The following is a 21924-nucleotide window of genomic DNA, read 5'->3' on the forward strand; positions in this document are numbered from 1 at the left end:
TTACCACAACTGTGATACTATTCTTTTAACTTTACAGACTGTAAAACAGTATAGATTTTTTGATCCAAACCAACTGACATGAGAAAAAAAATAGTTGCCGGTAACTGGAAAATGAACAAAAACCTTGAAGAAGGCCAGGCTTTGGCTTCTGAGGTTAAACATATGGCAGAGGACGAACTCTCTGGAGATGTACAATTAATTATGTGTACACCTTTTATTCACCTTTCTACACTTAAAGGTCTGCTCAAGGGTTCAGCTATTGGGCTAGGCGCGCAAAATTGCAGCGAACACGAATCTGGGGCGTATACTGGAGAAACCTCAGTAGACATGCTAAAATCTGTAGGCGTAGAATACGTAATTTTAGGGCATAGCGAAAGAAGAGAGTACTTTAATGAAAGCAATGAGCTTTTGGCTAAAAAATTAGACACCACCCTTAAAAGTCAGCTTACTCCTATTTTTTGCTGCGGTGAGCCTCTGGAAATTCGCGAAAAGGAAGAGCAAAACAAATACGTACAACAGCAGATAGAAGAAAGTTTGTTTCACCTTTCTGCCGAAGAAGTGAGCAAAGTAGTAATTGCTTACGAACCTATCTGGGCTATTGGCACAGGAAAAACAGCCAGTGCTGAGCAGGCGCAGGAAATGCATGCTGTCATCCGTAAACAGCTGGAAGGTAAATATGGTAAAGAAGTAGCCGATAGCATTTCTATACTTTATGGCGGTAGTGTAAAGCCTGCCAATGCCAAAGAAATTTTTGCAGGTGAAGATGTAGATGGTGGCCTGATTGGTGGTGCCTCATTGAAGTCTCGTGACTTTATAGATATTGCTAAATCATTCTAATGGGGAAGAGGGAATATCTGTCTCTACAGTTTCATTGTAGTGAAGAACTGAGCGAAATACTGATAGCGGAGCTGGCTGAGCTGGGGTACGATTCATTTTGGGAGCAGGAAAATGGGTTTGAAGCTTACATTCTGTCTTCTGATTATGATGAAGCTCAGCTGAGCCAGGTTCTGGAAAAGTATAAAGCTATCGGTTCAGCTACTTATACTACACATAGGGTAGAAGAGAAAAACTGGAACGTAGAGTGGGAAAGTAATTTTGAGCCTATAATAGTAGAAGATCGTTGCCTGGTAAGGGCAGATTTTCATAAGCTGGGCAAACAGGTCCCTTATGAGATAGTCATTAACCCGAAAATGTCGTTCGGTACAGGGCATCATGCTACTACTTACCTGATGCTGAGCTGGCAGCTGGAAATAGACCATACTCAAAAAAAGGTAATGGATGCGGGTTGTGGTACAGGCATTCTGGCCATTCTGGCTCACTTAAAAGGAGCTAGCGAAATTACGGCCTTTGATAATAATGAGTGGGCAGTAGACAATAGCCGAGAGAGCTTTGAGCTAAACCACTGTACCCATATCAATATGTTTTTGGGCACTGTAGCCGATATTCCTGAAGAGGAGAAGTTTGATATCATTCTGGCTAATATTAATCGGAATGTGCTGCTTGAGGAGATGTCGTTGTATGCGTCACGACTAAAACCTGACGGTACGCTTCTGCTTAGCGGCTTTTACCACTACGATGCAGCTTTAATTGAGGCTGAGGCCAAAGCTCAGGGCCTAAAAGTAGATGGGCAAAAAGAAAGAAACGACTGGGTAGCTTTAAAACTCAGCTTCTGATTATACCAAGGGCACTTACATTTGGAGTGCCCTCTCTTCTAATTGGCCTAAAACCTTACAATTCCTTCTTCTAAGCCCTTTTTTACTGGATATATTTTTGCGGTTAGCTAATTTTTTTGGGCTAAAAACGTTATGCACTTAATAGGTGATGAATAAAAGCAAAAGTATGAAGGTATTTACTATCCTCAGCACCCTGCTGTTGGTAGCTCAGATCGTATGCGCCCAACGCTATCAGCTTACTGATAGTGTTGAAGTTTATGGAGACGATGTTAAGCGCCTGCTTTCTAGAGCTAACGACAGTACTGCTATTAAAACAGGAGATCAGTTTGCCAGCCTGTGGCAGAATCTCTCCTCTACACAACAAGACACCATCATGGCTACTAGCTCGCAGATGATGGCTAAAAATTTTCAGCTTTCTCCTTTTTTTGTCAACTACTATGCTGCTATTAATGCTGCGATAGATTCTGCAAATATCTCTGCTACCAATCTGGACGCGATGCTGAGTATGCTGCACCAGACCAGCCGGGAGTTTAACCGTAAAGAATTTGCCTATACCACTGCTACGCTTCGTGACTTCTTTCAGCGTGGCGCGCTATATTTTGCCAATTACAATAAGCTATACGCTCGCAATGCTACTTATTCATTTGAGTTTATAGCTCCTCCTAAGGAAGTAGTGTATGAGCCTGAACTACCAGCAGAAAACGAGCAGGCCGCTGACGAATGGGCCTCTGACGATGGCTGGGGCGATGGAGCCTGGGGGAGCCCCGAAACAAGCGACGAGTGGGATACCACTGAAGAAGATAGTGAGTGGAATGACGGCTGGGGTTGGGACAATGAAAGCGATGCTGCTGGTGAAGACACGGAAGAGCCCGCCCAGGAAGAGGAAGTACAGGTAACAGAGTATATCGTAGAAGAAACCATACAGCCTGAACTTATTGGGCCGGTAATGCATCTGGAAAATGCAGATCTTACCATTCATACCACTTTCGACTCAGCCAATATTAACAAAACCAAAGCGGACCTGATGCTGCACAAGCATATTTTGCTGGGTGAAGGAGGCAAGTTTGACTGGGTAACAGCCGGCCTGAGCCCGGACTCTGTTTACTATACATTTGACAAATATAATTTTGATATAAGGCTACCCAGACTAAGTGCTGAAAACGGACATATGATTTATAAAGGGAAGGTGAAAGAACCTGTAAAAGGAGCTTTTCAGTTTGCCAGCCAAAAGCATCTACGTCCTGAGACTGCCAAGTACCCTCGCTTTATGTCTTATAATAGCGACATAGCGGTAAATGTCTACGATAAAAAAGCGATAAACGAAAACGTAGTAGCTTATATTGGAGGGTTTTCTGTAAGAGGAAGAAACATTACCAGTACCTCACTGATGGAAGGCGAGGCTACTATAGAGGTACAGTCTAAAGGAAGAAGAAAGTTTAAAGCAATCTCTAAAAAGTTTACTATAGGGGATTCGCTAATTACTAGTCCACGATCTACGATTACGATTTATCAGCGAGAAGACTCTATTTTTCATCCGGCCATAGAGTTCAAATATGCACTGGACTCTTCTATGCTTACGGTGCTATCCAACAGCGGTCATTTTAAGCATACTCCATTTGTAGCTACTCACCTTAAGATGGACATTCAGGCAGATATTATGCGCTGGGATTTAAGAACAGACAGCCTTAATATTTCTACCCTTACGGCCCGAGACAAGGTACCCGTTATCTTTGAATCACATCAGTATTTTAATGAACAGGCTTTTGATAAGCTAAGCCAGATGTATGGCTTTCATCCACTGATAATGGCAGTGGGTTACGGAAGAAAGAACAATACCCTATCTTTCTACACCTATGATATGGCACGTGATATGAAGCAGAATGAAAAAACGCTTAAAGCGGCCATGCTGGATCTTATGACCAGGGGATTTATTGATTACGAACCCGCCACCGGATTAGTAACCCTCAAGAAAAAAGGAATACATTATACCCTCTCAAAAGCAAGACGGGTAGACTATGATAACCTGATGATGCCCTCTTACGAAGATGATGGCCCTAATGCTACTATAGACCTAAATAGCAAAGAGCTAACCATGAGGGGAATACAACAGTTTAACATTAGTGAGGAGCTAGGGGTGTCTATCGAGCCTACGAATAATGAAGTAACTATGCTAGGTGGACGTAACTTTAAGTTTAACGGTAAACTACAGTCGGGTAACTTTGAGTTTGTAGGAGAAGGCTTCACATTCAACTACGATAGCTTTAAGATTGATTTACCCAAGATTGACTCCATTAGCTTTTATCTACCTACGGAGAAAGGCAACCGTAAAAAAGTTGACAACACCCTGCAAAGTGCTACTCAGGATCAGAGTTTTATAGACAAAATGGGTGATGGGTTTAAGCAAACCTCCGGTACGCTCTATATTAATGACCCCAAAAACAAATCTGCGCGCAAATCCCTGCCAGACTACCCCAAGTTTGATGCTGAAAACGGAGCTATTGTTTATTTTGATCATGAAAAGATTCTGAACGGAGCTTATGATAAGTCCATGTACTTTGTTATTCCGCCTTTCGCTATTGATAGTTTGAGTAACGCAGACCCCTCATCTATTGGATTTTCAGGCACCTTGTATAGCGACATTCTCCCCCCTATAGACGAAACCCTCAGGGTAATGAAAGACAACTCTATGGGGTTTGAGCATAAAGTGAGTGCCGAAGGCTACCAACTGTACAATGGCTCGGCAACCTATAAAAACGAGCTAACTCTAAATGCTGAAGGACTTAGAGGAAGCGGAACTATTGATTTCCTCACTTCTACCCTGGAGTCTGAAGACTTTGTGTTTTATATGGACTCTGTAACCACCATAGGTACGGCTGCGGAAATACGCGAAGGCATGTTGGGTAGTACCAGTTTTCCGCAGGCTTATGTAGAAGACTATACTATGCTTTGGTTGCCCGAAGTAGATAGTATGTATATTTCTAATAATGCGGAGCCGTTTGAATTTTACAATCAGACAGCGTCTATGGATGGTTCAGCTATACTTACCGAGCAGGGTGGTTTATTAGGAAGTGGTACCTTATTTACCCGAGGGTCTGAAGCTACCTCTAAAAAGATGCAATTTGAGCAAACTCGCTTTGATGCCCGCAATGCCAACTTTGAGATTAAATCCGATAACCCCGAGAAGCCTGCCCTGGCTGGTAATGATGTGTTTTTGGACTTTGACCTCAAACAAAACATTGCCAACATTAGCCCCGAGGTAGAAGGTGTGGCAGCGATAGAGTTCCCTTATGCCCAGTTTAAAACTTCTATTACCAATGCGGTATGGAACCTGGAAGAAGAGACTGTAAAAATGAGTAAACCAGAAGATGTAGCTATAGAAAACTCCTACTTCTACGCTACTCGTAAAGAGCTGGACTCTCTCTGGTTCAACGCTGAGGAAGCGATATACAAAATTCCGCTACAGCAAATGGATATTTTTGGTGTGCCTTTTATAGCATCGGCAGATGCTAAAGTTATACCGGAAAATAACCAGTTGCAGGTAATGGAGAATGCTAAATTTGAAACCTTCCATAATGCGGTGCTGGTAATTGATACCCTAAACGAATACCATAGGCTAACTAACGGAACGATAGATATTCTCTCCCGACATGAGTTTACAGGAAAGGCCTTCTACGAGCTGGTCGCGGCTACTGATACTTTCTCCATTGAGATGAACAACTTCCGCAAAGATACAGTACAGGCACGCCGGCAGACACTTTACCATACGGTAGCTACTGGTAGAGCTGAGGCAGATAGAAATATTATTATTTCCCCTGGTATGCTTTTCCGTGGAGATGTGCGAATGCATGCAGCTAAAGAAGCTCTGGAGCTGGATGGAGAAGTAAAATTAGACTACAAGCTTAAACCAGATTATGATACCTGGATCGCCTATGCTAGCGATGCCGGACAGAAAAAGCTGGTCTTTAACTTTAACGAATCACTCACTATAGATGGAGAGCCACTTACTGCCGGACTGCATTTTAGCAGCACTGATAACAGTCTGTATAGCACCTTTGTAATGGATAGGCGTTCACCCGACGACCTGGATTTCTTTAAACCCCGAGGGCTACTCTCCTACGACGAAGAAAAAGACGAATATACAATCAGGTCGCCGAAGAAAGATGAGAGAGGAGCACTATCCGGAGAGGTCTTTACCTATAACGAAAGTAAACAGACTATAAGTTTTGAAGGACCAGTGCAATTTATGCCTTTACAGAGTGAGTCCTTTACCCTGGAAGCAGCAGTATTGGGCGAAGGTAATTTAGAAACCAATGAGTTTGATCTGGATGCTTTCTTGGCTTTTGACATAGATTTACCCTCTCAGGCTATTGATATTATGGGAGCAGACCTGAATGAAGCCTTGAATAAGGTAGGAGCTCAGTCGGCCACCAGCGACCGTACAACTTTACTTTATAAACTGGCAGAAATTATTGGCGATCAGGCTACCCGCGACTGGGATAAAAGCTCAGTTAGTGAGTATACTTCGCTTGTGTCAATGTCTGGTCGTCTGGAAAAAACATTGGTGTTTGCAGATGTGGACCTGGCCTGGTCTGATGAGTATAAAGCATGGTATAGCACCTCTCCTCTGGGACTAAGCAACGTAAGAGAACAGGATGTAAACGGAAGCATGACGGGGTTTTTAGAGATAAAACCGCTGGAAATGGGTGGCATGCTCATTAATCTCTTTATGCAGGCTACTCCCGACTCCTGGTACTACTTTAGTTTCCAGAACAACAGGCTGGCTGTTTGGGCATATAACGAAGAGTTTTGCGATGTGGTAGGTGCCAAATCTAAAATCGGAAAAGTAGATGGTGGAGAGTATGCCTACTTCTTAAGCGATATTGCCGAAACAGCAACTTTTATAAACCGCTTCCGCAAAGATTACCTTGGAATAGACGAGCAGTATAACTTTAATACGGCAGTACCAGTAATAGCGGGAGATGATACGGAAGAAAAAGAACCGGAAGCGGAACGCGATGGCTTCTGATATTACATGGGGCAGCAGTATCGCTGGCCCTTAATTTTTTTCTCTCTCTCAATCGCAAACTTGCATATCTGGGTAAGATATCTAACTTTACCCTGTTTGTGACTGTTATAAACTAGATTATGAATACTATTTGGATACTTTTTGCTGTCATTATTGCCTATCTCTTAGGTTCCATTCCCACGGCTGTCTGGTACGGTAAGCGCTTTCATGGAGTAGACGTAAGAAAGCACGGAAGTGGAAATGCAGGTGCTACTAACACCTTTAGAGTACTCGGCAAAAGAGCTGGTACAATTGTAATGCTGGTAGATATTTTAAAAGGCTTGTCTGCCACTATGCTGGCTTTTGCGCTCATCTCGCTAGCAGCCATTACCAAAGGTCAACTGGTGGAGTATAAACTATTGTTAGGGGTAACCGCCGTAATAGGCCACGTTTTTCCTTTATACACTAACTTTAAAGGAGGCAAAGGCGTTGCTACCCTTCTGGGTATGGTGGTTTCTATACAGCCGTTGGTAGCATTGTTGTGTATAATAGTGTTTTTACTTACGCTAACTTTCTCCAAATACGTTTCTCTTAGCTCACTCTTGGCTACATTGGCTTTTCCTATACTTTTAATGTTGCCCCCCTTTAAAACGGATGAGCCTATCCTGATCTTCTTTGGCTTTTTTATGTTTCTGACATTAGCCATTACTCACAAAAAAAATATTATCAGGCTGCTTAACGGCGACGAAAACCGCACTTACCTCTGGGCAAAGAAAGATTAAAGGTGTTAAGTACATTGGCTTGATAATTTTTACCTTTGCTCTAGCAATTTTTTTAAACATTAAGCCCACTCATAATGGTAAAAGAATATATAGAAAGTAACAAAGCCCGCTTTATTGAAGAGCTTTTTGAACTGTTGAGAATTCCTTCGGTAAGTACCGATAAGAAGTTCAAAGACGATGTACTTAAGGCTGCTGACTTCCTCAAAGATAAACTAAATAGCTTAGGTGTAGACAAGGTAGAAATTTGTGAAACGCCTGGCTACCCCATTGTATTTGCTGAAAAAATAGTAGACGAAAAACTACCAACTGTATTGGTATATGGGCACTACGACGTTCAGCCCGCCGACCCTTACGAGCTTTGGGACTCTCCACCTTTTGAGCCAGAAGTACGAAATGGTAAAATTTATGCTCGCGGTGCCTGCGATGATAAAGGGCAGATGTATATGCACATTAAGGCGCTGGAAGTGATGCAGGAAGCTGGTGAGCTACCTTGCAACATTAAATTTATGCTGGAAGGAGAAGAAGAAGTAGGCTCAGAACATTTGGCAGACTTTGTAAAAGATAACAAAGACAAGCTAAGCGCCGATGTCATCCTTATTTCTGATACAGATATTATAGATAACGATAACCCATCTATTACAGTAGGTTTACGTGGCCTTAGCTATATGCAGGTAGAAGTAACCGGCCCCAATCGTGACTTGCACTCTGGAATGTACGGGGGTACAGTAGCTAACCCTATCAATACACTCTGCGAAATGATTGCCGCTCTTAAAGATGATAAGGGGCGCATCATGATTCCGGGCTTTTATGATAAGGTACTGGAGCTTAGCCAGGAGGAAAGAGAAGAAATGAACAAAGCTCCTCATGATGATGAAAAATACAAGAAAGAGCTTGGCGTAAAAGCTCTGGAAGGAGAAGATGGCTATACCACATTAGAACGAATAGGAATACGCCCTACTCTAGATGTTAACGGTATCTGGGGAGGCTATACAGGAGAAGGGGCTAAAACAGTGCTCCCATCAAAGGCCTATGCTAAAATTTCTATGCGTCTGGTACCTAACCAAAACCACAAAGAAATTGATAAGCTTTTTGCCGACTATTTTAAATCTCTGGCACCGGAATCTGTAGAGGTAAAAGTAAGTTCTCACCACGGGGGGCAGCCCGCAGTTGTGCCTACTAATTCTACAGAAATAGAAGCAGCGAAACAAGCCTTTACCGAAGCCTGGGGAAAAGAACCAGTACTTACTCGCGAAGGAGGTAGTATTCCTATAGTAGAGCTTTTTCAAAAAGAACTGAAGCTTGAGTCTGTGCTTATGGGCTTTGGACTGGGCGAAGATGCTATACATTCGCCTAACGAGAGCTATGGTATTTACAATTATCTAAAAGGTATAGAAACCATAACTCTTTTCTATAAGCATTACGCTGCCTTAAAAAAATAAAAAATAGAGCCTCTGGACCTTCCAGAGGCTTTTCATTGCTTCTTACCTCTACATTTGCATCAGAATTTTATCACTATTTTAGTTTATAGCATGCGTCCCTGGGAGACTTTAGACCAAAAATATCTTATTAATGATGAATGGGTTCGTGTACGAGCCGATACGTGTCGTATGGAAGATGGCACCATCGTGGAACCTTACTACGTATTTGAGTATCCTAACTGGGCCAATGTAATCGCTATTACTGATGAGATGGAAGTGGTGCTGATTAGACAGTATCGTCATGCGCTGGGTGAAATAGATCTGGAGCTACCAGGAGGAGCAATTGATCCTGGTGAGGATATGGTGGAAGGAGCACGACGCGAACTATTGGAAGAAACAGGCTATGAGGCCACTCACATTGAGCAGTTGTGTAAACTTTCGCCCAACCCCTCTAACCATAATAATTTTTCTGTATCATTTTTGGCTACAGGAGTTAAAAAGGTAGCTCACCAGCAACTAGATGCTACAGAAGAAATAGAAGTACTGCTTGTGCCCCTGGAGGAAGTAAAGGAAATGCTGGCCCGGCAGGAGCTGATACAAACTATGCATGTCGCTGCTTTTTATTACGCACTTCCTAAGCTAGAAAAACTGTTGGGTTAATATATAAATGTAAACCTTTAGGAAGGCTACCGCTACTTCTTAAACAAAGCCCCTACCCTCTAAAGCTGGCAAACAAAAAAGCACTGACAAATAATTGCCAGTGCTTCGTTTGGTCTCAGTAAATTTCTTTTCTAAAACAACTCTACGTCTTTCAGAGCTATTATATCCTGCTGACTATTGATCATACGTTTGGTACGCAGGTAACGCGCTAAATTATCAGGGTCATAGTATTCAGATTCAGAGTCAACGCTGCTAATTCTGACTCTAGCCTCTGAGCCCGTAGAGTGAATAAACTGTCCGTCCCCTATCCACATGCCTACATGTGTTACTCTCTCACGTGTACTATCGGTAGCCGCACTGCCAAAGAATAATAAGTCACCAGGGCGCAGTTTGTCATAATTTTTTTCTTCATCAATCAGTTCGCCAGCAAATACCTGCTGAGAGGCATCGCGGGGGAGGATATGCCCATTCATAAAATAAATGGTTTTAGTAAACCCACTGCAATCTACCCCTTTAGACGATGTGCCACCCCACAAATAAGGCACGCCCATAAGCTGCATAGCGGTCTTTACTACTGTAGTTTCAGTAGCTTCGGCATCAGCCACCCAGTCCTCAAAAATCTCAGATTCGTTTTTCCTGACGAAAGCCTCCCGACCATCCGGGAGACGCACTTCGTAGCTAAAAGGAGTCTCTCCAACCAGTTCCATTACATTGCCGGCTACCAGATCTGCTACGGTTTGAGTGTTTTTTACAGGTCTCTCATACGCAAAACCATACATTTCAGTAAATATGACTTTCTCTTTATTCTGCCATTCGTCATACTCAGTTTTGTTCATAGGCACAAAGCTGCCCTGCATCCAACTGATGTATTTGTCTGGCGACTGTACCAGATGCCAACTACCCTGCTTTTTTAATACTCTCAAAGGCATGCCCATGGTAGCCTGTGTAGCCAGCTCTGCGGAATGACGAGGCTGAGAACGCATATTAGCGGCAGAAAGGTAGACTACTCCCAGGGTATCTTCTCCCAAAGCTGCGTCAGGTAAAGTATTAATACTGTCTACTAGCTGATAGTTAAGAGCAGAAAGTTGTGCTAATAGCTCTTTTTTAGCTGCAGGCTTATCTGTTTCTCCGTTCAGAATAAGGATATCACCTTTAACTTTGGTTTCTATATCAAATACTGCAACTCTTTTATCAGGTGCATAGCGGCTTTTAACCTCTTCTATAGCGGTATTGAGCTTTTCGTTATCTGGCTGGCTCTCTTCCGGCGTAGTACATGACGCCAGGGCAGCCAGAAAGGATAAAGCAATGGCGAAGGTTTTATTTGTCATAGCTTACTTTAAATTTACTTAGATCAGCTTGGTGTTCTTTTTTGCGGGCTAGTTCATACTCAAATATCGCTCGTCCTAATTCGGCCATAAATGGTAGCCCGATTTCGTCGTACTCGTAAACGTTATCGTTAAAAACCTGGTTCTCATTTACATAAATGGCAGCGGTAAGCATAAATTCTATGTTATTTTCAAAATCTACCACGTAGGCATTATCTATTAAAAAGCCATATGCCATACCAATTTTATTAAATATTCTGATATGACCAGGGATAGTGTCTTTAGTATCTCCAAAGATAAAAAACTTAGAATAGCTGTCGTAATAGTGGCTACTGGTATCTGCCATATAATTTGGATAGGTAGTTTCTTTAGGCAATTGAGACATATATTGGTAAAGAAACCGGTAATCTTCATCGTTCAGATTAAATCTTCTGTCTTCAGGAATTGCTTCTGGAAATATAACTGCCTTGAGTACATCCTGTAGGTTAGCGACAGAGATAAAATTATTCTGCCCAAAATCTTTAGGTTGATTTACCAGTGAGCCGTTCTGCATAAAACCCTTGCCTAAAGGAATAGACTGATCTCCTACCCAGTTTTTTCTGCTGCTAACCATATCCTGCTGGTAAAGTACTTTGGCATTGTCGTAAAAAGATACCGGATTGGTAGTCCGGTTTTGCTCAGGCGTGTTGAACACAGAAAGGCGATGAACAATACGTACGTCTTCCAGCCCTTTATTGTGTAGTTCGTTGTTGATGTAATCCTGCCCTAGAAATTCGTACAGACGGTTGTAGGCATCATTATCGCTAACTACAAATATTTTTTTGATGTAGTGCGCCACAGAAGGCATGCCACTTTCAGCGGTAGAATCGAGCGTAACCCTGGTCTGCCCAGCGGCAGCACTATCTGTGAGCATAGTGCTGTACTTGTCTAAACCTTCAGCGCCCAGCTCATTAAGTTTCTGTAGTGCTAATACTGCAATTGGAAACTTTACCGCACTTGCCGGATAAAAATATGTGTCACGGTTTACCCCATACGCATATTCGGTAAAACTTGGCTTATTATTCTCATCTCTGTTAATCTGAGTATAGAGAATTTGCAACTTAAAATCTTTGGGCTTGCTCAGTACTGTATCTATCACTTCAGACTCACGAGAACGCAAAATCTCTGCGATAAGATTATCGCTTGTGGCTACTTCTTTATCAGTAGTTTTCTGCTGCTGAGAGTTACAGGAAAAAAACAAGAGTAACAGCAGCAGTAGCTGAAGAGGGTAGATGAGTATCTTCATGGGAAAAAATATATGCACTAAAAAATAAACGCCCTTTTGTAATAAAAGAGCGTTTATAAAAATTTGTTGTCAGATCCCTACTAAGTATGCAGAGCTCTGTTTTCGGTGGCTGCCAGACATGCTTCTTTTACTGCTTCTGTATAAGTAGGGTGAGCATGAGACATACGGGCTACATCTTCGGCAGATGCACGGTACTCCATAGCTACTACTCCTTCGGCAATCATATCTGCTGCTCGCGGACCAATAATATGCATGCCTAAAATTTCGTCGGTAGCTTCATCCGCGAGTACTTTTACAGTACCTTCTATGTCCATACTGGCACGGGCACGGCCAAGCGCGCGGAAAGGGAAACTACCAGATTTATACTTTTTGCCTTCTTCTTTCAGCTCTTCTTCTGTATATCCTACGCTGGCAACTTCTGGCCAGGTGTATATAACACTAGGAATAAGCTTGTAGTTGATATGAGGCTTTTGTCCGGCAAGATATTCTGCTACATACACCCCTTCTTCTTCAGCTTTATGAGCCAGCATAGGTCCTTTGTCTATTACATCACCGATAGCAAATATATTATCCACATTGGTGCGCAGGTGCTCATCTACACTAAGCTTACCTTGCTTGTTAGCTTCAATTCCAACATTCTCTAGCCCTAAACCTTCGGTATACGGACGACGGCCTACACATACCAGGCAGATGTCCCCCTTAATCTCTACTTCCTCTCCTTTGCTACTTTCTGCCTTTACTATTACCTCTTTACCTTTATTTTCTACCGCGGTTACTTTGTGGCTTAGCTTGAAGTCAAAGTCCAGTTTTTTAAGACTTCTCATAAGTTCTTTAGACATTGTACTGTCAATAAGCGGAGCAATACGTTTTTCGTACTCTACTACAGTTACTTTTGCACCAATACGAGCGTATACAGAACCTAGCTCAAGACCAATGTATCCACCACCAATAATGATAAGGTGCTTAGGAACCTGCTTCAGTTCCAGGGCTTCGGTGCTGGTAATTACTCTTTTTTTGTCTATTTCTATAAACGGCAGAGTAGAAGGTTTAGAACCGGTAGCTACGATGACATTTTTAGTTGTAAACTCAGTGGTTTTGTCATCTTTACTTTTTACTACAATAGTATTTTTATCCTTAAAAGAGCCCAGCCCGGTATGAACAGTAATTTTGTTCTTCTTCATCAGAAAAGACACACCGTCAACTGTTTGCTGTACTACCTCTCCTTTTCTTTTGATCATCTGAGGTAGGTCTACCTTCAGGTTGGTTAGCTTTACGCCATGATCTTTGAAGGTATTTTTAGCATTATGAAAATGTTCTGATGAATCCAGTAATGCTTTGGAAGGAATGCAACCTACGTTCAGGCAGGTCCCACCTAGTGCTTCGTATTTTTCTACAATAGCGGTTTTCATGCCCAGTTGTGCACAGCGGATGGCTGCTACATAACCTCCGGGGCCCGAGCCTATGACCGTTACATCAAAATCCATATGTGAATATTATTTATAAAAATGAGTGGTTTAGATGATTATTTTAAACTGCGTAAAGTTAGTGTGATTAGAAAGATTTGCAAGGTGGTAGTGGGGAAAATAGGCTTATCGGACAAAAAAGAAGGGGTTCATTTATTCTCTCCCGATCTGTCCTGCTATTGCATACCTACCATCTATTAAGCATAATGTTTCTCTGATGTTTTTGGCTTAACCAAAAACCGCATAACAGGAAAAGTTGTGATGACTAAAATGGCAAAGGTAATTTCAAAAAAGTAAAACCACTCTACGTAGCTTTCATCCTGAATGATGTAGCGCACCAAAGCATCCAGTACAAAGGTAATTGCCATTACTGCCAGTGCAGAGAGTAAGCCTGCTTTGGGGCGGGTATATAGCAAAATGAGCACGGCTGGTACTATAATGAAGCCTAATGCATCGTACCAGATGTTAATTATAAAAGGCACATCTCTGGAGAAGAAACCCATCTGAAAAACTTCTGCTATATGATAAATGAGCATGGTAAGAAAACCGGCAGTATAGAAAAAAATGATGCCTTTGGCGTATAATGGGTAGTTAGCAAATTTACGAACCATCTTTATATCTGTTAAAATGTAAAACATGCTAGAGTCTATATGCTAACTAAAAAAAAAGCCGACAGTTTATGACTGCCGGCTCCTTATATATAAAGAACATTTTCTCTTCTATTAGATACCTAACAGCAGGCGAGAAGGGTCTTCAATAAGTTCCTTAATTCTATATAGGAAGCTAACAGACTCACGACCATCAATTACACGGTGATCATAAGACAGGGCTACGTACATTACCGGGCGGATTTCTACCTGGCCATTAACCGCAACTGGGCGCTCTACTATATTATGCATTCCTAATATAGCTGACTGAGGCTGATTAATGATAGGTGTAGAAAGCATAGAGCCGAATATCCCTCCATTAGTAATGGTAAAAGTACCACCTGTCATTTCGTCTATGCTAAGCTTACCGTCACGAGCTTTTTTTGCTAGTCTTACTACTTCTTTTTCAATGTTATCAAAGCTTAATTCTTCTGCATTACGAATTACTGGTACTACCAAACCTTTAGGGCTGGATACCGCAATTGACACATCGCAGTAGTCATTATAAACTAGCTCTTCCCCATCTATAAAAGCATTTACTGCAGGCCACTCCTGAAGGGCAAGGCAAGCAGCTTTGGTAAAGAAAGACATAAAGCCAAGATTGACTTCATACTTTTCTTTGAATGCTTCTTTGTATTTTTTACGCAAATCCATCACCGGCTTCATGTCTACCTCATTAAAGGTAGTAAGCATAGCGGTTTCGTTTTTAGCAGCTACCAGTCTACGGCTGATAGTTTTGCGCAGGCTACTCATTTTTTCACGACGCTGCTGACGATTGTCAGACTGCTTAGGAGCACTTTCGGCAGGATCATTTTGCTCTGCTCCGGCAGGTTTAGCCTGCTCTTTAGCAGGGGTAGATTTACTTTCAGCAGGGGCAGTTTTTTGAGCTTTTTCAGCATCTTCTTTAGTAATGCGTCCGTCTATGCCCGTACCTTTTACTTGCTTAGGTTCTATACCTTTTTCGCTCAAAATTTTTGCGGCAGCTGGAGAAGCATGCCCGGTAGCATAGGTTTCGCGGCCATTGCTAGTGGGAGTACTCTCAGAGCTACTATCAGATGGAGAGCTAGAAGATGAACTTTTAGAGGGAGCTGCTGATCCATCACTTTCGATTACACATGCCAAAGCTCCTATCTCTAATGTCTCGCCAGCAGGAGCCTTAATACGCAGCACCCCTGTAGCCTCTGCAGTAAGTTCAAAAGTAGCCTTATCAGATTCAATTTCAGCAATTACTTCATCCATTTCTACCTCATCGCCATCTTCTTTGAGCCATTCGGAGATAGTAACTTCTGTAATAGATTCACCAACAGCAGGAATTTTCATCTCGATATTCTGCGCCTCTCCGCTTCCTTTCTGCTCCGTGCTCTCTTCTTTATCGGCAGGAGCTGAAGTACTCTCAGCGCTTTCTTGTCCGTTTTCGTTAGCAGAAGTATCAATCTCACAAATTACTGTTCCTATCTCTACGGTTTCTCCCGCTTCAGTTTTGATGTGGAGAATGCCTGCTTGTTCAGCATTTAATTCAAAAGTAGCCTTATCAGACTCTAGTTCAGCTATAACTTCGTCCATCTCGACGTAATCACCTTCTTTTTTGGTCCATTCGGCGATGGTAACCTCTGTGATAGATTCGCCGACGGTAGGAACTTTAATTTCTAAGCTCATATAAACTGTTGGTTATGTTTTTTATGGCGGACAACCTTATTTACGCAAACGCTTTATTTAGGATTTCTTCTTGTTCTTTGGCATGCATCTTACCATAGCCGGTAGCCGGAGAAGCCGCAGCCTTACGCGAAATGATTTCCATCTCTACCTGACGGTAAGTTCTGAGAATATAAGTCCAGTAGCCCATATTTTCGGGTTCTTCCTGTACCCAGTAAATTTTAGCCTCCTTGTACTTCATCAGCTCCTTGGTTACCTGCTTTTCAGGGAAGGGGTGAAGCTGTTCTATACGGATGATAGCCACATCTTTACGCTTGTCTTTCTCTCTTTTCTCAGCCAGGTCGTAGTAAATTTTACCAGAGCAGAGTAATACCTTTTTAACAGATTTTTGAGGAGAAGCTACCTTGTCGGGTAATACCTCCTGAAACCTGCCAGAAGTAAATTCTTCTACCGGAGATACCACTTTAGGGTGACGCAACAATGACTTAGGCGACATAACCACTAAGGGCTTTCTAAAGGGCCAGGCAAGTTGTCGGCGTAGTGCATGGAAGAAGTTAGAAGGCTCGGTAATGTTGGCAACTATAATATTGTAGTCTGCACTAAGCTGAAGAAACCTCTCCGGACGAGCGTTAGAGTGCTCAGGCCCCTGTCCTTCGTAACCATGAGGCAGCAATAAAACTACGCCGCTCATTCTTCTCCATTTTGTTTCTGAGGTAGTGATAAACTGATCTATCATTACCTGTGCTCCGTTAGCAAAGTCTCCAAACTGAGCCTCCCAAATTACCAGCGCATTAGGGTTAGCCATAGCATACCCAAACTCAAAACCCAGGGCTCCATACTCAGATAGAAGAGAGTTATAAATTCTAAACTGCTCCTGTTCCTTATCTATATGGTTAAGGTTGGTGTAAGGCTCGTTGCTCTCCGCATCGTGTATTACCGCATGGCGGTGAGAAAAAGTTCCTCTTTCAGTATCCTGTCCGGCAATACGAACAATTTTATTTTCTAAGAGGATAGATCCGTAAGCCATAAGCTCCGCGGCAGCCCAGTTAAGCTGTTTCTGCTTAAAGAACATATCTTTGCGTAGCTTAAACTGCTTTTCTATCTGTTTGATCGGCTTAAAGCCTTTAGGTAGAGTAGTTAAAGCTTTCGCTATTTTGTCAATAGCTTCCTGTTGTATGCCTGTTTCAGGAGATTGATCAAAATCTTCTGGTTTAGACTTACGCATATCTTTCCACTCCAGCTCCAGGGGTTGGTATTCGTAAGGTAGAGGATTCTGCTTTACCATGTTGAGACGATCCTGCAGCAGCCCTCTGAACTCCTTGTCCATGTTTTGAGCCAGCTTAGCATCCACATCACCACGTTCTATAAGCTTTTTGTTGTATACCTCTCTGGGGTTAGGGTGTTTAGAGATAATATTGTAAAGTGAAGGCTGAGTAAACTTAGGCTCATCACTCTCGTTATGGCCATGGCGGCGGTAGCACACCATATCAATAAATATATCCTTATGAAACTTCTGGCGAAACTCCACAGCAAGCTTTACGCAGTATAGTACCGCTTCAGGGTCATCACCATTAACATGCAGTACAGGAGAGTCAATGACCTTAGCCACATCTGATGAATAGATAGAAGAGCGTGCATCATCAAAGTCAGTGGTAAAACCCACCTGATTATTAATAATAAAGTGGATGGTTCCTCCGGTGTGGTATCCATCCAGCTGAGACATCTGTGCTACTTCATACACTACTCCCTGGCCGGCAAGTGCCGCATCTCCATGAATAAGGATAGGTAGAACTTTGTCGTAATCGTTTTCGTATTGGCGGTCTGCCTTAGCACGTACAAAACCTTCTACTACCGGGTCTACAGCCTCTAGGTGAGAAGGGTTAGGCGAAAGCTTAACGTTTACCTTGTTGCCAGAAGCAGTAGTAATTTCACTAGAGTAACCGAGGTGGTACTTTACATCACCATCACCGTGCGCTAATTCCGGCTCTGCCGTACCTTCAAATTCATTAAATATCTGCTCATAGGTTTTACCCATGATATTAGCCAGTACATTCAGGCGGCCACGATGTGCCATGCCTATCATCACCTCCTGAGTGCCATGCTCAGAAGCATGGGTGATAATGCCATCCAGTGCAGGAATAGTAGTCTCCCCTCCTTCCAGAGAGAAGCGCTTCTGACCTAAATATTTGGTATGAAGAAAGTTTTCAAATACTACTGCCTCGTTCAGCTTACTAAGAATACGCTTTTTCTCGTTTTCGGTAGGGGTATGAGTGAGAAATGTGGTTTCAGCTTTTGTTTTAATCCACTCCATCATTTCTCTGTCGCGAATGTAGGTATACTCAAAACCTACATTACCCAGATATACGTTGCGGAGGGTCTCAATTATTTTTCTAAGAGAAGCTTTTCCGATTCCTATTTCCTTACCTGCCTCAAACTCAGCATCCAGGTCAGCTTCCGTAAGCCCAAAGTGTTCTATGCCTAACTGTGCATTGCGGTCTCTTCTCTTTCGTACCGGGTTGGTAGTAGATTCCAGGTGGCCTCTACGGCGGTAGTTACGAATTAAGCGGAGGGTTTTTGCCTCTCTGGCATCTATTTCACCATCGTTTACAGCAGCGTCTAATGCTGCATCATCTTCGGCGCTACCGTTAAATCGTTCACGCGAAAAATTGTAGCCTTCAAAAAATTTCTGCCAGCTCTCATCTACAGAGGAAGGATCCTGCTGATAAGATTTATAGAGTTCGTCTATATACCCTACGTCGGCATTAGAGATATACGAGTATTTATCCATTCTTCATAGAAGTTACATTCATTTAAAACAAATATAGAAAGACAATATAAAATAGTAAAACCGTATATTCGTTTAAGCAAATGTTGTTGAATTTCAATGTATTAAAATTTAAAAAGAAGCGAACATTTTTAAATGAGCTTTGTTGAAAAGGACTATGTCTACGATAAAATACTAATGAAAGAAACTTGTTCAAAAAGATAAGTTTATTAGAAAAGTTTAATTATATAAAAAAATAGTTATACTTTTGCAATGAGTAGATTGTATGCTGCGCGATAAGTATTGTAAGTTATTAACCAAAGTGTTAGATTACCATTTTACAATAAGCTTTATTCGTTTAATTAAAGCCTATTTACCGTAGGAAACGCTTAATTTTTACTATGTACGAAATAATTAAAGATAGTATGCATAGAAAAATACTATTCTCCTCGAAAATTTCGTATTTAGGATATAAATTTGTTACGTATGGCTGCAATTTTTTAGTATTAATTCAATAAACAATAGTAAAAACTGAAGCATTTTGAAAAGTAAATTAAGTCTAACCAAGCTAGGCGCGCTGATTATACCTATGATAGCAGTTATTGCTGTGTATCAACTGTTCAGCACAAACCCTAAGTACACTCCCTCTCCAGCTGTAAGTCAGCAAGTAGACTCCCTTCAAAATGATACTGTAGAAGCTACACCTCCCGAACCTCAACTATTGTTCGGTCTCAATATCGATACGTTACAAGTGGTAGAGGCTACTGTAGAGCCCAATCAGTTTTTATCCCAAATTTTGAGGCAGTACAATGTTTCTTTAGGAGTAATAGATAAACTTGCTAAAGCCTCACGCGAAGTTTTTGATGTAAGAAAGATTCGCGCGAACAAAAACTACACCGTGCTTTGTAGTAACGACTCCCTCAGCACTGCCCGCTATTTTATTTATGAGCCCTCTCGTGTAGATTATGTGATTTACGAGTTATCTGATTCCATCAAAATATCTATGGGGCAACATCCGGTAGATACGGTTACTAAAACTTTTGCTGGTGTAATAGACTACTCTATCTATCAGACTTTGAGCGAAGCAGATGCTCCTACCGAATTGGTAAATGAGCTTTCGGATGTGTATGCCTGGCAAATTGACCTTTTTAAGGTGCAAAAAGGCGATAAGTTTAAAATGATTTACGAAGAAATACAGATACAAGGAGAGCGCGTAGGTGTAGGTCGTATTAAAGCGGCACAGTTTGAAAGAGGGGAAGAAGAATTTTATGCCTTCTATTATGATCAGGGAGGTAAAGAAGATTATTTTGATGAAAAAGGGAATAGTCTGAGAAAAGCTTTTTTAAAAGCTCCTCTAAAGTATTCCAGAATCAGCTCTCGCTTTTCTCATAACCGTTTACACCCAGTACTAAAAGTACGTCGACCGCACCATGGTGTAGATTACGCGGCCCCTCGTGGTACTCCTGTAAGAGCAGTAGGTGATGGAGTGATTACTAAAGCCAACTATAGTGGTGGAGCAGGTAACTATGTGAAGATCCGACACAATAATACATATACAACAGGCTACATGCACCTTTCTAAATATGGAAAAGACATTAGAGTGGGCAAATACGTAAAGCAAGGTGATATAATTGGTTATGTAGGTAGTACAGGTATATCTACTGGTCCTCACCTGGATTATCGTGTCTGGAAAAATGGCAAAGCAGTAGACGCACTAAAAATAGAAATGCCACCCTCAGAACCTATTTCTGATGACCACCGTAGTACATACGAGGAGCATATGAACATGCTGATGGAAAAACTTCACGAAGTGCCTTATCCAGAAAAACAGTTTATTCTTGCAAGTGCGAAAACCAGCCTGAAGGTGGTTAACGTGGATGAAAGATTATTATAAAGGCATAGCTGTAAAGCTAGTCCTCCACTAAAAGCAAAAAGCCGTGACTATTATTGGTCACGGCTTCTTTTTTATAAAAACTTATTAGCAGTTAGTTAAGAAACTCGAATATGCCCGCAACTCCCTGACCACCGCCTACACAGGCAGTAACCATTCCGTATTTTTGTTTGCGGCGGCGCATCTCATGAATCAACTGTATGGTAAGTTTGGCTCCGGTACAACCTAGAGGGTGTCCTAAAGCAATTGCACCACCATTAACATTCAGTTTCTCAGGATCAATGTCCATTTCTCTTGCCACAGCTATAGATTGAGCAGCAAAAGCCTCATTTAGTTCTATCTGATCAATGTCACTGAGCTTTAATCCTGCTCTTTCCAAAGCTTTAGGGATAGCTCTTACTGGTCCTATACCCATAATGCGAGGATCTACCCCAGCTACCGCGTAGCTCATCATACGTGCGTGAGGCGTAAGCTTAAGCTGGTTTACTAAGCGTTCAGACATTACCAGTACAAAAGCAGCTCCATCAGAAGTTTGAGAAGAGTTACCAGCAGTTACGTTCCCTCCCATTCTAAAAGCAGGTTTTAACTTAGCTAAAGCCTCCATGTTTGTATCTACACGAGGGCCTTCGTCAGTATCTACTACAAACTCTCTTTGCTTAGGCTTTCCATCTTCTCCAATGTAGGTTTCAGGAACAGTGATAGGTAAAATCTGATCTTTAAAATAACCTTCTTTTATTGCGTTAATAGCTTTCATATGGGAGTTGTACGCAAACTCATCCATATCTTCCCGAGAAATACTGTAGTCTTTAGCAACTTCTTCCGCGGTAAGCCCCATACTAGTATAGTATTCAGGATGCTCGGCGGCAATCTTAAAGTTTAAGGCTGTTTTGTGTCCCATCATAGGCACTAAAGACATAGATTCAGTACCTCCGGCAATAATACAGTCGGCCATGCCTGCGTGTATTCTGGCAGATGCAATATTAATTGCTTCTACTCCCGAGCCGCAGTAACGATTAATGATCATACCTGGCACATCCTGGCCTAAAGCCATTAAAGAAATAAGACGGCCCATTTGCATGCCTTGTTCAGCTTCTGGTACGGCATTACCTACTATAATGTCATCTACCATTTCAGGAGCCAGCCCTTCCACCTCAGAGGTAAGCTTCTTGATTACTTCTACCGCCAAGTCGTCAGGGCGGGTAAAGCGAAACCCTCCTTTTTTAGACTTGCCTACCGCGGTACGGTATCCACCTACTATGTATGCATTCATATGATTAGTGTTTTATTAATCAATCTCTTTAACGCAATATATACAAAAAATATTCGTCATGCATACTATTTTTAAGCGAAAAAAGCAG

Annotated in this window: 14 protein-coding genes; 7 read left to right on the forward strand and 7 right to left on the reverse strand. The window is 42.0% G+C overall.

All coding sequences use genetic code 11. From position 1 onward, the window contains the following. Nucleotides 1-78 precede the first annotated feature (78 nt). The 6 genes from tpiA (at nucleotide 79) to PZB74_RS07400 (ending at nucleotide 9538) form a co-directional block, all read left to right on the forward strand. Nucleotides 79-837 carry a triose-phosphate isomerase gene (tpiA, locus tag PZB74_RS07375; protein WP_302241819.1) on the forward strand — a complete coding sequence of 253 codons (759 nt, stop codon included), beginning with the start codon at nucleotides 79-81 and terminating at the stop codon, nucleotides 835-837. Next, nucleotides 837-1673, forward strand: a complete 837-nt coding sequence (gene prmA / locus PZB74_RS07380; protein WP_302241820.1) for a 50S ribosomal protein L11 methyltransferase — start codon at nucleotides 837-839, stop codon at nucleotides 1671-1673. The genes tpiA and prmA overlap by 1 nt, the downstream gene beginning before the upstream one ends. Before the next feature lie 166 nt (nucleotides 1674-1839). After that, on the forward strand, nucleotides 1840-6699 hold the full coding sequence (locus PZB74_RS07385) for a hypothetical protein (protein WP_302241822.1): 4860 nt from the start codon (nucleotides 1840-1842) through the stop codon (nucleotides 6697-6699). Nucleotides 6700-6818: 119 nt separating this feature from the next. Continuing rightward, nucleotides 6819-7460, forward strand: a complete 642-nt coding sequence (gene plsY, locus PZB74_RS07390) for a glycerol-3-phosphate 1-O-acyltransferase PlsY (RefSeq protein WP_302241824.1) — start codon at nucleotides 6819-6821, stop codon at nucleotides 7458-7460. A gap of 74 nt (nucleotides 7461-7534) precedes the next feature. Beyond that, on the forward strand, nucleotides 7535-8899 hold the full coding sequence (locus PZB74_RS07395; protein WP_302241825.1) for a dipeptidase: 1365 nt from the start codon (nucleotides 7535-7537) through the stop codon (nucleotides 8897-8899). Between the two features lie 54 nt (nucleotides 8900-8953). After that, complete coding sequence (locus PZB74_RS07400) at nucleotides 8954-9538, forward strand: NUDIX hydrolase (RefSeq protein ID WP_302241826.1); 585 nt, start codon at nucleotides 8954-8956, stop codon at nucleotides 9536-9538. A gap of 131 nt (nucleotides 9539-9669) precedes the next feature. Here PZB74_RS07400 and PZB74_RS07405 read toward each other — a convergent pair whose 3' ends face one another. The 6 genes from PZB74_RS07405 to PZB74_RS07430 form a co-directional block, all read right to left on the reverse strand. After that, complete coding sequence (locus PZB74_RS07405; protein WP_302241827.1) at nucleotides 9670-10866, reverse strand: C40 family peptidase; 1197 nt, start codon at nucleotides 10864-10866, stop codon at nucleotides 9670-9672. Beyond that, on the reverse strand, nucleotides 10856-12148 hold the full coding sequence (locus PZB74_RS07410) for a serine hydrolase (RefSeq protein ID WP_302241828.1): 1293 nt from the start codon (nucleotides 12146-12148) through the stop codon (nucleotides 10856-10858). Before PZB74_RS07410 ends, PZB74_RS07405 begins: the two co-directional genes overlap by 11 nt. Before the next feature lie 80 nt (nucleotides 12149-12228). Beyond that, nucleotides 12229-13632, reverse strand: a complete 1404-nt coding sequence (gene lpdA, locus PZB74_RS07415) for a dihydrolipoyl dehydrogenase (protein WP_302241829.1) — start codon at nucleotides 13630-13632, stop codon at nucleotides 12229-12231. Nucleotides 13633-13808: 176 nt separating this feature from the next. Beyond that, complete coding sequence (locus tag PZB74_RS07420; protein WP_302241832.1) at nucleotides 13809-14222, reverse strand: hypothetical protein; 414 nt, start codon at nucleotides 14220-14222, stop codon at nucleotides 13809-13811. Between the two features lie 111 nt (nucleotides 14223-14333). After that, nucleotides 14334-15914, reverse strand: a complete 1581-nt coding sequence (odhB, locus tag PZB74_RS07425) for a 2-oxoglutarate dehydrogenase complex dihydrolipoyllysine-residue succinyltransferase (RefSeq protein WP_302241833.1) — start codon at nucleotides 15912-15914, stop codon at nucleotides 14334-14336. Nucleotides 15915-15954: 40 nt separating this feature from the next. Next, on the reverse strand, nucleotides 15955-18699 hold the full coding sequence (locus tag PZB74_RS07430; protein WP_302241835.1) for a 2-oxoglutarate dehydrogenase E1 component: 2745 nt from the start codon (nucleotides 18697-18699) through the stop codon (nucleotides 15955-15957). Nucleotides 18700-19216: 517 nt separating this feature from the next. On the opposite strand from PZB74_RS07430, the gene PZB74_RS07435 reads away from it, so the two are divergent. After that, entirely contained in the window at nucleotides 19217-20569 is a 1353-nt protein-coding gene (locus tag PZB74_RS07435; protein WP_302241836.1) for a peptidoglycan DD-metalloendopeptidase family protein, read from the forward strand. 91 nt (nucleotides 20570-20660) lie between these two features. Here PZB74_RS07435 and PZB74_RS07440 read toward each other — a convergent pair whose 3' ends face one another. Beyond that, complete coding sequence (locus tag PZB74_RS07440; RefSeq protein ID WP_302241837.1) at nucleotides 20661-21836, reverse strand: thiolase family protein; 1176 nt, start codon at nucleotides 21834-21836, stop codon at nucleotides 20661-20663. Between the last annotated feature and the right edge of the window lie 88 nt (nucleotides 21837-21924).

Source organism: Porifericola rhodea (genome assembly GCF_030506305.1).
Lineage (GTDB): Bacteria > Bacteroidota > Bacteroidia > Cytophagales > Cyclobacteriaceae > Catalinimonas > Catalinimonas rhodea.